Raw genomic sequence first — 13,759 nt, forward strand, 5'->3', positions numbered from 1 at the left:
ATCTTTGTTATGTCCCCGGCTACATATGATGATTGGGACATTAAAATCAAAGCCATTATAAATTAAATCACTTATTCTAATTACACACTATCTATGAGGAAGTCACTCTTACTCGCCTTGCTGTTTTTATACAGCAGCTTAATTGTGTATGGCCAAACCACCATACGGGGAACAGTAAAAGACAGCCAATCGCAAATGAGCATTCCTGGTGCCACCATTCGCATTTCTGGAAAATCAACTATTTCGCAAACGGATGATGCCGGTCGTTTTACGATCGAAGCTGCCGTGGGCGATGCCCTATCATTTTCATTTTTAGGCTACGAAACTAAAACCGTTACCGTCACTGCGGGCGATACTGTCTTAAATGTGTTGCTAGAAGATGGCAACCAAACTTTGGAAGAAATTGTCGTGGTTGGCTACGGTACGCAACGCCAACGTAACCTAACCACAGCAGTCGCGACCGTACGTGCCGACGATATTGTAAAAACTCCAGCCGCACAACCCATGCAAGCTTTGCAAGGACGCGTACCGGGATTACAAATTGTGAGTAGCGGTGCTCCTGGAGCAGCACCAACCGTGCGCTTGCGTGGTATTGGTTCGGCCGAAGGTAATTCTGCGCCATTATATGTGGTGGATGGGATGTTTTTTGACAATATCGATTTCTTAAATCCCAACGATATTGAAACCATCAACGTACTGAAAGATGCATCAGCCGCTGCTATTTACGGTGTACGTGCAGGTAATGGTGTGGTATTGATCGAAACAAAATCGGGTGCTTACAATCAAGAAACACAGATTGTATACGATGGTTATTACGGTATTCAGAATCCGCAGAATGTCTTGAAAATGGCCAACACAGAGCAATTCGTGCAGTACATTACCGAAACTGGAGGTACAGCAGATATGACCTTTATTCAGAATGCCATTACGCGCTTTGGTGCAAATCCTAACAATCCTAACCTACCTAATGTAAATACCAACTGGTACGATGAGGTGATGTCGCCTGCCCCGATTCAGAATCACAATCTGTCCTTTAGCGGTGGTAGCGAAAAAACACGCTTTTCTATCGGCGGTAGTTATTTCAAGCAAGATGGTTTATTGAATGAGCAACGTAACGATTTTACGCGTTTGAATTTTAGAACCAAAGTAGATAGTCGTGTACGCGACTGGTTGACGGTTGGTGGTAATTTCAACGTGAGTACAGCGCGTCAGTACGAAGGTGAAAACACCGCTTGGTTCCGTTCTTACTTCTCGGTGCCTACACTTCCGGTTTTTGATCCACAAAATACAGCAGCTACACCACTTGGTCTAGCCAATGCACAATCTTTGGGATACAGAAGTGTACAAAATCCTTTTTTCCCTTTGAATTTTGTAGATACTAGAAACCATATTGCGAAGGTGTTGGGTAACTTCCACTTAGAGGCCAACATCATTGAAAACAAATTGAAATTCCGTACGCAGTACAATTACAGTCTGGCATTCAACAATACGCGCCGGGTAGATCAGGAGTTCAATGACGGTGTGACATTTAATCCATCGGCCATACGCCGTCAAAATACATCGAGCTACGATCAGGTATGGGACAATTTCTTGACCTATGATGACCAATTTGGCAAACATAATTTGAATGCCGTATTAGGTCAATCCTACAGAAATGAGTACAGCGAATTGCTATTTGCGCGTGGTACGGCGATTAGTCCTGCGCCAACTAGAGCGGCAGAACAATTCTGGTACCTATCTAACGCGACCGACTTTGACTTAAACCAAATTGGCGATGCGGATGATAATACACTCAATGCAAACTTAAAATTCCTTTCTTTCTTCGGTCGGGTAGCGTATAACTACGATGGCAAATACCTGTTATATGGTACATTGAGAAGAGATGGCAACAATAAATTCCAACAACGTTGGGGTAACTTTGCTACGATCGGTGCGGGCTGGATTGTATCTCAGGAAGAGTTTTTCAATGTCCCTGGCATTGATTTCTTGAAGTTCAGAGGATCTTGGGGTCAACTGGGTAACGATGCTATCGCTCCTGCTGTCGGTCGTCCGACTTTCCAAGAAAACAACGGCGCGATCGGTGATGGTCGTGTGGTTGGAAGAAGATTGTATCCCCTATTTGACTTAATCACAAGCTGGGAAACCACGGTCGAGACCAACTTTGGTGTAGATGCACAGTTTTTGAACAACCGTTTATCATTAAATGCTGATTATTTCATCAGAGATACGCGCAACCTAGCTATCCCAATCATTGCGCCAGTATTCCGCGGTAATGAACGCCGCAGTGAAGGTGAATTCCGGAATCGCGGTTTTGAGATGAACCTCAATTGGCAAGATAATATCAACGAAGATTTCTCGTACAGCATCGGTGGTAATATCGCAACACTGAATAACACTGTACGCAGCGTGGGTGCGGCTCCATTCTTAGATGCCGGTTCGGCTGAGTTTAGACAGCGTTCCATCGTTGGTCAACCTTATCAAGCTTTCTTTGGTTATGATGTGGTTGGTGTGTTCCAAAATCAGGAACAGATCCGCACCAGTGGTTATTCGGAAGAATTTATTCAATCGAGCGGAATCCGTCCGGGTGATTTAATCTTCCGTGACGTCAATGGTGATGGTGTGATCGATGATCAAGATCGTATGGTCTTAGGCTCGTACTTGCCGTCCTTCACTTGGGGTGGTAATATTGGTTTCAGCTATAAAAAGTTAGATTTCTCGGCATTATTCCAAGGACAATCGGGTTTCAGCATCTTGAACCGTAAACGCGGTGAGATGATCTTCACCAACGATACGAATATCGACGCTAATCTGGCAGAGAATATGTGGCGAGGTGAAGGTACGTCGAATGAATATCCATCGGCTTCTGGCTTACGTCGTTCTTGGAATCAAAACATGAGCAGCTACTTCATCGAGAGTGGTTCTTATTTCCGCTTGCAGAACGTACGTGTATCGTACACGTTCTTTGGCAGCGAAAGCAAATGGCCCGAAACACGCCTAACATTCACAGCAGAGCGCCCATTAACTATCTTCAACTACAATGGATTCAATCCCGAAGTGGCCAATGGTATCGATCGTGAAGTATATCCGATTCCTGCTGTATACACTTTCGGAGTTATGATTAAATTATAATCGCCCATAAAAATATTAGAATGAAAAATATTAGATTATTACCATATAGTGTGCTACTGCTGTTTGCAGTAGTATTTACTACGTCTTGCGATAAACTATTGGATGATCCATTAGAAAACGAAATCATCGCTGGCGACACTGATTATAGCCAATCTGCGGATATGGTTTTATTAGTACGCGGAGCGTACAATGAGTTGTACAATATGCAGTGGGAAACAGTACCGCTTATCGGTATTCGTGGTGACGATATCGATGTCGGTGGATTAGGAGATCAGCCTTTATTGGCTAATATCGACAGCTTTCGCTACGACAGAAACGCGTGGTTACTTAATTCGACTTGGCTAAACTTGTACACCGATTTAATCCATTTTCAAGGGGCAATCGAAGAAATTCAGAAGTACCAAGAAGCAGGTGCCAACGCAGAAACAGCACAGCAGTACATCGCCGAAGTGAAAGTATTGCAGGGATTTGAAATGTTGCAACTGGCTCGGATGTGGGGCTCGATTTTGATTCCAACATCGTCTGCGCCTTCGGATCTATTCAACGTAGAGCTGACCAATTTCAATGGCGTCATGGAACACATTTCTAACCTGATGGATGAAGCCGCACCCGCACTTCCCGATTCACGTCCAAATCAGCGTACCGATATTCGCGGTGGCGTTACACGACATACCGCTTTGGCTGTAAAAGCGATGGCAAATCTGGAAGCGGGCAACTACCAAGCAGTAGCCGATGCCACTGGTCAGATTATCAGCAGTGGTATGTTTAGCTTGTCGGATGATTTTTACCAATTGTTCAAAATTCCGGGTAAACTGAATAATGAAAACCTATTGGAGTATCAATATTCAGATTTCGGAACAGCGACTGGTACATCCAACCGTTTTCCTTGGGATTTTTATGGCCCGGGTAGCTGGACACCGGCACGCGTCGGTGCTGGTCAAGGTTGGGGATTCTATGAGCCAAGTCAGAAATTTATCAAGTTCATGCTAGATCGTGGCGAAACCAATCGCTTAGAAACGACCGTATTATTTACGCCACGTGGTATCGAAGCCTTGCAAAGTGATCCTGCTTATGCCCAATTACCAGAATTTGTGAGCAATACCACGCGCGAAGGCGATGTGTTTAATAATCACCCACGTTATCTATTCTTAAGCGGTAAACATTATTTACCGTCTACGCAATTGACACAAGGTCGTACCGCTTATGGCGAAAACAAAAATATGATTGTGATCCGCTACGCAGAGATCTTATTGATGCATGCAGAAGCATTAGTAAGCGGTGCAGCAAACAGCGCTATGAGTGCTGATGAAGCCGTAAACGTGGTGCGCGGTCGCGCAAACTTGACGGCTATTTCTGGTGTGACATTGGCTAACGTTTTAGATGAGAAAATGGCCGAGTTTGGAGCCGAATGGGGTGTGCGCTTCTATGATGTAGTTCGCCACGGACAAACCGAAGAACTTTCTTATGGCGGTCGTCGTTACAATCCAGCTACCCACCGCTTCTATCCATATCCGTTAGAACAAGTAAATCTATTACCACAACTACAGGGTGCTACACAAGAATAAAGCAGCCGAATGATAAGCATGAAGACGTAACATACATATATGAAGAAACTGACAACAGCTACCCTTTCGTTATTTGCGGCAACGCTATTATTCTCTTGCCAGAATAACAATGGTAGTCAAGCAAATTCCGATACGATAGAGACAGAGCATCACAGCAAAGACGATTCTTTGCTCACCGAGATTCAGCGCAACACCTTCCAGTATTTCTGGGAGGGCGCGGAACCTACTTCTGGCATGGCGCGTGAACGCATCCATTTGGATGGAATTTATCCGAAAAACGATCAAAATGTAGTCACGATTGGTGGCAGCGGTTTTGGCCTGATGGCGATCATCACTGGTATAGAAAGAGGATTTATTACCCGTGAAGAAGGCGTCAAAAGGTTAGGCCATGTGATGAATTACCTGTCGGAAATAGAGCGCTTCCAAGGTGCTTGGGCACATTGGTACCATGGTGACACCAAGAAAGTACAAGCGTTTAGTGAGAAAGATAATGGCGGTGATATCGTCGAAACGGCTTTCCTCGCACAATCTCTAATCACGATTCGCGAATACTTGAAAAATGGTACGGAAGAAGAACAAGCGGTAGCCAGCAGTGCCGATGAATTGTGGAAAGGCATTAACTGGAATCATTACACGAATGGACAAAATGTGATTTTTTGGCATTGGAGCCCGACGGTAGACTTTGGTATGAATCATCCTGTGCGTGGCTACGACGAAGGCTTGATTACCTACATTTTAGCAGCCTCCTCTCCTACACACGCTATTGATACGGCGGTGTATCATGAAGGTTGGGCGCGTTCGGGCGAGATTCGTTCCTCCGCTGAAAAACTAAATATTCCGTTGAGCATCAAGCACAATGCGCGTTCGGGTGAGATCGGCCCACTTTTTTGGGCACATTACTCGTACTTGGGATTGGATCCAAAAGGTTTGCAAGATCGCTACGCCAATTACTGGGACGTGACGAGCAACCACGCCAAAATCAATATTGCCTACGCGGAAGAAAATCCAAAAGGCTACAAAGGTTATGGCGCGGATAAAGGATGGGGATTGACGGCTAGCTATTCGCTGAAAGGATATGATGCCCATCATCCGGATAAAGATCACGGTGTGATCAGTCCGACAGCAGCGCTTTCGTCTATGCCATACACACCGGAAGAAAGTATTTCATTCGCCCATTATCTAATGGACTCTTTAGGTACTAAAGTATGGGGCAAATATGGTTTTTACGATGCGTATTCGGAGACAGAAGATTGGTTTCCGCAGCATTATCTCGCGATAGACCAAGGTCCAATCGTGGTGATGATCGAAAATTATCGCTCTGGTTTATTGTGGAATTTATTTATGGAAGCGCCTGAAATCAAAGCTGGACTGAAAAAGCTAGGATTCAGTTCTCCTAGAATCCGTTAAGCAAAAACGTACAACATGAACAAGAGTAAAATTGGATTAATAATCTGTGCTTTAGCTATGCCTTTTTTGTCGCAAGCACAGCAAAATGATGCCAAGATGAACCGATTCTTAGACGAATTGATGTCTAAGATGACCTTGCAGGAAAAGATTGGCCAACTCAACTTAGTGACTGCTGGTGAGGCGGTGACGGGCTCGGTCGTATCCACGGGAGTGGAACAAAAGATTGCCGAAGGGAAAATAGGTGGCATATTCAGCCTGAGCACACCCGAGAAAACCCGTCGTGCGCAAGAGATTGCGATGAAGCAGTCACGCCTAAAAATTCCTATTATTTTTGGTATGGATGTGATCCACGGTTACCGCACCGCCTTCCCTATTCCGTTGGGCTTAGCGGCTTCGTGGGATCTGGATCTGATTCAACAAACGGCACGTATTGCCGCTAAGGAAGCGACGGCAGACGGTATTCACTGGGCATTCTCCCCGATGGTAGACATCAGTCGCGATGCACGATGGGGACGCATTTCGGAAGGCAGCGGTGAAGATCCATATTTAGGAAGTCTGATTGCGGCAGCGATGGTTCGCGGACTACAATCGGATGATCTACGTGCTAAAGATGCTATGCTCGCTTGTGTGAAGCATTTTGCCTTGTATGGCGCAGCAGAAAGCGGACGGGATTACAATACAACCGATATGAGTTTGCATCGTATGTACAACGAATATTTCCCACCATACAAAGCAGCGATCGATGCGGGTGTAGGTTCTGTGATGGTGTCTTTCAACGACATCAATGGTGTACCTGCCAGCGCTAATAAATGGTTGCTCACCGATGTGTTGCGCAAAGATTGGGGCTTCAAAGGATTGGTCGTTTCTGATTATACCGGAGTCAACGAATTGGTAGAACACGGATTGGGCGATTTGCAGGAAGTATCGAAGTTATCGCTGAACGCCGGAATGGATATGGACATGGTCGGCGAAGGTTTTTTGACCACGCTGGAGAAATCGGTACAAGAAGGCAAAGTAAAACAAGAACGTATCGATGCGGCTTGCCGTGCGGTGTTGGAAGCGAAGTATCGTCTTGGTCTATTTGATGATCCGTACAAAAATACCGACACAAAACGCGCGAAAACGGATATCTATACGCCAGTACATTTAGCAAAAGCACGGGAAGCGGCTACCAAATCCTTTGTATTGCTGAAAAATGAAAACCAACTATTGCCTTTGAAAAAACAAGGTAAAGTAGCCGTTATTGGGCCATTGGCCAACACGGGCAGCAATATGCCGGGAACTTGGAGCGTAAGTGCAGACCATGCCAATACACCTTCGTTAGTGGAAGGAATGCGTGCTGCATTGGGCAATAAAGTAGAAATCATCACGCATTTGGGATCCAATTTGCTGGAAGATGCCGCGTATCAAGAGCGCGCAACGATGTTTGACCGCACCATTCCACGTGATGAGCGGGATGAGGAAACGATCTTAGCCGAAGCGGTAGCAGCGACCAAAGATGTGGATGTGATCATCGCGGCATTGGGTGAAGCGTCAGAAATGTCGGGCGAAAGCTCCAGTCGGGTAGATATCGGCATTCCTGAAATCCAACAGCGCTTATTGAAGAAACTGTTAGCTACCGGCAAACCGGTGGTGTTGGTATTGTTCGCGGGTCGTCCGATGACAATTGTCGGCGAGAGCGAATCCGTACCAGCGATCTTGAATGTATGGTTCGGTGGATCTGAAACAGGAAAAGCGGTAGCCGATGTTCTATTTGGTGATGTGAACCCGTCGGGTAAACTTCCAGCTAGTTTTCCGAAGCATGTCGGTCAGCTACCTTTGTATTATGCGCAAAAAAACACGGGTCGCCCTTTAGCGAAGGGCCAGTGGTTTGAAAAATTCCGCTCGAATTACATTGATGTAGACAACGAACCGCTATATCCTTTTGGATTTGGTTTGAGTTATAGTCAGTTCGATTACGGACAGCCGCAACTTTCTGCTATGAGCATGATAGCAGGCGGTACGATTGAGGTGCAGGTGGATGTCACTAATTCTGGCGATTGGGATGGTGAAGAAGTCGTCCAACTTTACGTTCGCGATCTAGTTGGTTCGGTCACGCGTCCGGTCAAAGAATTGAAGAAATTTGAGAAAGTATGGATCAAAAAAGGAGAAACGAAACAAGTATCCCTCACCTTACAAGAGGAAGATCTCAAATTCTTTAATCAAGAATTGGAATGGGTAGCGGAATCTGGAGAGTTTGAAGTATTTGTGGGTACAAACTCGCGCGATACACAAGTCGCCAAATTCACATTAAACAAGTAAATCACACCAACTTAATAAAAACGAGCGCGGCCGATCATATGATCGGCCGTACTTATTTAGTATAGATGCTTCGGATTATCCTAACAGAGTTGATCCTCCGGAAGCTGCCACAAAGATTGGCTCTAGCTCCAAGCCGAAAGCTTCTTTGTACGCTGGTGCTACTTGCTGCGCAATACGCTCCGCATGTCCTTTTTCGACGATATTAATCGTGCAACCGCCAAAGCCGCCGCCCATCATCCTAGCTCCTACAGCTTCGGGTTGGTTTTTCATATAATCCACCAAGAAATCGAGCTCGGCGCAACTTACTTCATAATCCTGACTAATCGCTTGATGAGCGACAAACATCTGTCGTCCCAGCTCCACGATATCACCTGATTTCAAGGCTTCACAAGCTAGCTCTACCCGAATATTTTCTTCTACCACGTACTTGCATTTGGTAAAGACCTCTTCGCTTTTGGGTTTGACGACAGATTCTAGCATCTCCACCGTGGCATCGCGTAAGCTAAGCACGTCAGGATATTCTTCTTGCAGCCATGCCACACCTTGTTCGCAAGAGTTGCGGCGATCATTGTACGCGGAAGAAGCTAAGGAGTGCTTCACATTGGTATTAAACAGCACCAATTCATAATCTCCCAATAATAGCGGTACATGTTCGTATTCGAGCGATCGGCAATCCAACTTGATGACAAAATCCTCTTTACTCAGCACAGATGCGAATTGGTCCATTATACCACATTTCACGCCGGCGAAAGTATGCTCGGCCATTTGGCCAATCTTAGCGATTTCTTGTCGGCTCAGGCCGAAATGAAAAAGTTCGTTCAAAGCAAATCCTGTAGCACATTCTACCGCGGCCGAAGAGGATAAACCAGCGCCCAGAGGCACATCGCCATCCACATACAGATTAAATCCTTTGACCGTTAAGTTTAGTTTACGCAATTGGTCGACAACGCCCAAGATATAGTTTGGCCAGCCTTTGTCGGACGGACTTACCGTATCTACCGTAGATTCGAAATATTCCGAAAAATCTTCCGCGTATAATACAATCTTGTCGTCATCGCGTGCAGCTACAGCCACATAAATCGCCTTATCAATAGCCGTAGGCAGCACAAATCCTTCGTTGTAATCGGTATGCTCTCCAATAAGATTGATGCGTCCCGGTGATTTGGCCATCAGATCCGGCTCATTCTCAAAAAGGGTTTGGTATCTTTCTTTTAATATATTTTCCTTACCCATCTTGATGTGTTTTATAGTGAATAGTAGATTGTTTTTTTAATAGATCGGCCGCAAATTCCGGCGTAATATCCCGCTGCGGATTGGCCATCATTTCGTAGCCGACCATGAATTTCTTGACCGTAGCAGAGCGCAATAGTGGTGGGTAGAAATGCATGTGCCAGTGCCAATGCGATTGATCGCCATTGTTCACCGATGCCTGATGCATTCCGGCAGAATACGGAAAAGAAGTGCTAAATAGATTGTCGTACCGAATGGTCAACTCCTGCAATGTCTTGGCCAGATCTGCTTTTTCATCTGCGGTGAATTCTGCGATGTTGCTGACATGTCGCTTGCTCACGATCATGGTTTCATACGGCCAAGCCGCCCAAAATGGTACTAGCGCTACGAAATGGACATTATCGATGATAATGCGCTCTTGTTTCTGTAACTCTAGGTCGATGTAGGCAGACAATAAGGATTTTCCATGCTTCGCATAATACTGTTTCTGCTGCGCATCCTCTTTATCCACTTCTACCGGCACATTGCCCTGCGCCCAGATTTGTCCATGTGGATGTGGGTTACTACAGCCCATAATCGCGCCTTTATTTTCAAAAATTTGAATGTATTTGATCCAATCATTTTTGGCAAGGTCGATGAATTCTTGTTGCCATAGATTTACGACCGCTACGATCGCCTCTTCCTCCATTTCAGGCAGCGTTAGGTCGTGCTGCGGACTAAATGCAATTACTTTACAGATACCGCGCTCGCTTTCGGCCTGCAACAAATCCGAATCATTGTACTCACCGGCTGGCGTATCTTGCAACAAAGCAGAAAAATCATTGACAAAAACAAAACTATCGTTGTAATCTGGATTGATCGTACCATCAGCGCGTTTATTGCCGGGACAAAGATAGCATTCAGCATCATAAGCTGGACGCTGCTCCAGCACAAGATCTTCTACTTGTCCTTGCCAAGGGCGCTTACTTCGATGCGGAGATACCAACACCTTTTCACCCGTCAGAATATTGAGACGCGTATGCGGATGGTCTGAAAAATTTAGCATAGATATATGTGGTTAGTATATTTTAAAACGCAATTGTTGGCCGTAAGGTAATAAAAAAAATTAAAAGTGTTAAATTAACACTTTTAATTTTTCACCAAACAAAAGCCTGTCACCAAATCAGTGACAGGCTTTTGTTTGGTTATGCTAAGAGAGCCATGCTACGTTTGATCGCTTCTTTGGTCACCGCTCTCGCAGGTACCAATGGCAAACGAACATGGTCTTCACCGATATTTAATTCTTTTAAGATGTACTTCACACCACATGGATTGGCATCCACAAAGCACAGATCCGTGATTTCCAACAAGCTACTGTGCGTAGCGCGTGCGCCAGCATAATCTCCAGCCGCACAAGCATGTACAACATCAGCAATTTGCTTTGGATACGCATTGGCAACCACAGAAATAAGACCGACAGCACCTAATGCCATCATCGGCAAAGTGATCGGATCATCTCCAGAGATCAATAAGAAATCGGCTGGCTTATCACGCATAATTTCACTAAACTGTACAAAACTACCAGATGCTTCTTTGGTCGCTACGATATTCGTAAAATCATTGGCCAATCGTACCGTGGTGGCAGGTGTTATGCTGCTTCCCGTTCTGGATGGCACGTTATATAGAATAATCGGTAATCTACTCGCTTCCGCAATCGCTTTGTAATGCTGATAAATTCCCTCTTGTGTGGGTTTACTATAATAGGGAGAAACAGATAAAATCGCACAATAACCGGATATATCAAAGCTTGCGATGGATGCCGCAACTTCGGCTGTATTATTGCCGCCAATACCCGCTACTAAGGCGATACGCCCAGCCACTTGCTTGGCCGTAAATTCCCAAACGGCGTATTTCTCTTCCTTGCTCAATGTGGCTACTTCGCCTGTAGTACCTAAAGAAACCAGATAATCCATTCCGCCCGCTATCTGATGTTCAATCAACTTTGCTAATGACTCAAAGTCAATCGATCCGTCGCTTTGAAATGGTGTCACTAACGCGACTCCCGCTCCATGTAATTCTCTCATTATCTGTATAAACCTTTATTACTGATTAATAATTTGAAACAATTCCTGATCCGAAATAATCGGAACTTTTAATTTTTCGGCCTTGGCTAATTTAGCTGGCCCCATTTTATCGCCTGCGACCAAGTAATCCAACTTAGCCGAAATACTACTCAACATACGACCGCCGTGCGATTCGATGATTTCCGTCAGCTCTTCGCGACTGTGATCTGCAAAGACGCCCGAAATTAAGAAAGTTTTGCCAGATAAATGATCTCCGGCGAGCACAACTTCTTTTTCCTCGACTACAAATTGAAGTCCAACCTTTTTCAGGCGTTCTATTTCTTCCAAATTGGTCTCCGTATGCAAATAAACAAAGACGCTGTCTGCAATGCGCTCGCCAATATCAGATACGGCGGCTATTTCTTCTAACGTAGCTGCCGCTAATTGATCAATCGACTTAAAATGCTGCGCCAACTTTCTAGCTACAGTATCGCCTACATGCCGAATTCCTAAGGCAAAAAGCACCTTTTCAAACGGCTTTTGGCAAGATTCCTTTAAACCCTGTAACATATTGTCTACAGATTTTTGTCCGAAGCGTTCCATGGTAAGCAAATCTTCTGCTCGATCGGCCAAGGTGTATAGGTCGGATATTTTAGACACCAAACCTTTATTGTACAATGATTCTACCGTTTCTTTGCCTAAGCCTTGAATATCCATCATTTTGCGCCCGATAAAATGTTGTATGCCACCCACAATCTGCGGACGACAAGTAGCGTGATTTGGACAATAATGCACCGCTTCTCCTTCTTGCCGCACCAATTCTGTATTACATTCTGGACAATGCGTAGGATAATGTATACCTTTGGATCCCGGCAGACGCTTCTCGGTAATCACGCCCATGATTTTAGGAATGATCTCGCCTCCTTTTTCTACATAAACGGCATCACCTTCGTGCAGATCTAATCGTTGAATTTCATTGGCATTGTGCAAAGAAGCACGCTTGACCGTAGTTCCAGCTAACAACACCGGTTCTAGATTCGCCACTGGCGTAACTGCACCGGTACGACCGACCTGATAGCTGACATATTTCAAGATACTTTCAGCTCTTTCAGCCTGATATTTATAGGAAATAGCCCAACGTGGCGATTTGGCGGTGAAGCCCAATTCGTCTTGCAGGGCGTAGTCGTTGACCTTGATCACGATCCCATCAATATCGTATGTTAGGTTGTGTCTTTCGCTATCCCAATAATGAATGAAATTCAACACCTCCTCAATAGAATGACACAGCTTAGAATGTTCGGACACATGAAAACCCCAATCTTTCGCGGCTTCCAGACTTTCCCAATGGGTTTTGAATAATTTGCTACGATTATCGGCGTACAAAAAGTAAAGAAAACAATCTAAGGGGCGCTTAGCTACTTCCTTAGGGTCTTGCAACTTGATCGTGCCTGAGGCGAAGTTACGCGGATTGGCATAAGTCACTTCGCCTTTTTCTGCACGCTCTTTATTAAGACGGAGGAAAGCCGATTTATGCATCAATATCTCACCACGAATCTCAAAAGAATCTGGATAGCCTTTGGCTTTCACCTGATGCGGCACGCGACGAATGGTTTTCACATTCTCGGTCACATTATCCCCTTTCAGACCATCACCACGTGTAACTGCACGCCGCATTTGGCCATTTTCGTAGGTGATGGCGATCGACAAACCATCAAACTTGAGTTCGCAAACGTAGGAAACGTCCTCTCCGACTGCTTTTCGCACGCGCGAATCAAATTCCTTGAGCTCCTGCTCATTGTAGGTGTTGCCTAAAGAAAGCATTGGCCACCTATGTGGCACGGTTTCAAACTTGCTGGTAATATCGCCACCGACTTTTTGGGTGGGTGAATTAGGATCTAAGAATTCGGGATGTGCTTGCTCTAAGCGGTTTAATTCGGCCAGCTTTTGATCGAAATCAAAATCGGAAATATCCGAATTGGCCAATACATAATATTGGTAATTGTATTCGTTAAGTGTTGCAGTCAATTCCGCAATCTGTTGTTTCACATCCATCGACATAGACGACGAAAATACGAAATAAATAGG

General features: G+C 45.1%; 8 protein-coding genes. 4 read left to right on the forward strand and 4 right to left on the reverse strand.

Annotation, left to right across the window (positions count from 1 at the left end; translation table 11 throughout):
* Positions 1–93 precede the first annotated feature (93 nt).
* Genes AC3IRT_RS10580 through bglX form a run of 4 tightly spaced genes read left to right on the forward strand, consistent with a single transcriptional unit; the run spans position 94 to position 8,402 of the window.
* The gene (locus AC3IRT_RS10580) at positions 94–3,129 is read left to right on the forward strand and encodes a SusC/RagA family TonB-linked outer membrane protein (protein ID WP_489393219.1); all 3,036 of its coding nucleotides are present in this window, start codon (positions 94–96) and stop codon (positions 3,127–3,129) included.
* Positions 3,130–3,149: 20 nt separating this feature from the next.
* Positions 3,150–4,694, forward strand: a complete 1,545-nt coding sequence (locus AC3IRT_RS10585; protein WP_489393220.1) for a RagB/SusD family nutrient uptake outer membrane protein — start codon at positions 3,150–3,152, stop codon at positions 4,692–4,694.
* 39 nt (positions 4,695–4,733) lie between these two features.
* A complete protein-coding gene (locus AC3IRT_RS10590; protein WP_489393221.1) occupies positions 4,734–6,101 on the forward strand; it encodes a glucoamylase family protein in 1,368 nt (455 codons plus the stop codon).
* Between the two features lie 15 nt (positions 6,102–6,116).
* Positions 6,117–8,402, forward strand: coding sequence for a beta-glucosidase BglX (gene bglX, locus AC3IRT_RS10595; RefSeq protein ID WP_489393222.1), 2,286 nt, complete (start codon positions 6,117–6,119; stop codon positions 8,400–8,402).
* A gap of 75 nt (positions 8,403–8,477) precedes the next feature.
* Here the strand turns inward: bglX and galK are convergent, their stop codons facing one another.
* From galK to ligA, 4 genes are all read right to left on the reverse strand, one after another.
* Positions 8,478–9,635 (reverse strand): galactokinase, encoded by a 1,158-nt coding sequence (galK, locus tag AC3IRT_RS10600; protein ID WP_489393223.1) that lies wholly within the window; start codon positions 9,633–9,635, stop codon positions 8,478–8,480.
* The gene (locus AC3IRT_RS10605; protein ID WP_489393224.1) at positions 9,628–10,677 is read right to left on the reverse strand and encodes a UDP-glucose--hexose-1-phosphate uridylyltransferase; all 1,050 of its coding nucleotides are present in this window, start codon (positions 10,675–10,677) and stop codon (positions 9,628–9,630) included. The genes galK and AC3IRT_RS10605 overlap by 8 nt, the downstream gene beginning before the upstream one ends.
* A 139-nt stretch (positions 10,678–10,816) precedes the next feature.
* Positions 10,817–11,695 carry a 4-hydroxy-tetrahydrodipicolinate synthase gene (dapA, locus tag AC3IRT_RS10610; protein ID WP_489393225.1) on the reverse strand — a complete coding sequence of 293 codons (879 nt, stop codon included), beginning with the start codon at positions 11,693–11,695 and terminating at the stop codon, positions 10,817–10,819.
* An 18-nt stretch (positions 11,696–11,713) separates the two neighbouring features.
* Entirely contained in the window at positions 11,714–13,732 is a 2,019-nt protein-coding gene (gene ligA, locus AC3IRT_RS10615; protein WP_489393226.1) for an NAD-dependent DNA ligase LigA, read from the reverse strand.
* Between the last annotated feature and the right edge of the window lie 27 nt (positions 13,733–13,759).

The organism is Sphingobacterium sp. KH_072, from assembly GCF_057837975.1.

Coding starts and splice junctions, on each gene's coding strand:
- AC3IRT_RS10580 (WP_489393219.1), top strand. CDS start 94: ATGAGGAAGTCACTCTTACTCGCCTTGCTGTTTTTATACAGCAGCTTA.
- AC3IRT_RS10585 (WP_489393220.1), top strand. CDS start 3,150: ATGAAAAATATTAGATTATTACCATATAGTGTGCTACTGCTGTTTGCA.
- AC3IRT_RS10590 (WP_489393221.1), top strand. CDS start 4,734: ATGAAGAAACTGACAACAGCTACCCTTTCGTTATTTGCGGCAACGCTA.
- bglX (WP_489393222.1), top strand. CDS start 6,117: ATGAACAAGAGTAAAATTGGATTAATAATCTGTGCTTTAGCTATGCCT.
- galK (WP_489393223.1), bottom strand. CDS start 9,635: ATGGGTAAGGAAAATATATTAAAAGAAAGATACCAAACCCTTTTTGAG.
- AC3IRT_RS10605 (WP_489393224.1), bottom strand. CDS start 10,677: ATGCTAAATTTTTCAGACCATCCGCATACGCGTCTCAATATTCTGACG.
- dapA (WP_489393225.1), bottom strand. CDS start 11,695: ATGAGAGAATTACATGGAGCGGGAGTCGCGTTAGTGACACCATTTCAA.
- ligA (WP_489393226.1), bottom strand. CDS start 13,732: ATGTCGATGGATGTGAAACAACAGATTGCGGAATTGACTGCAACACTT.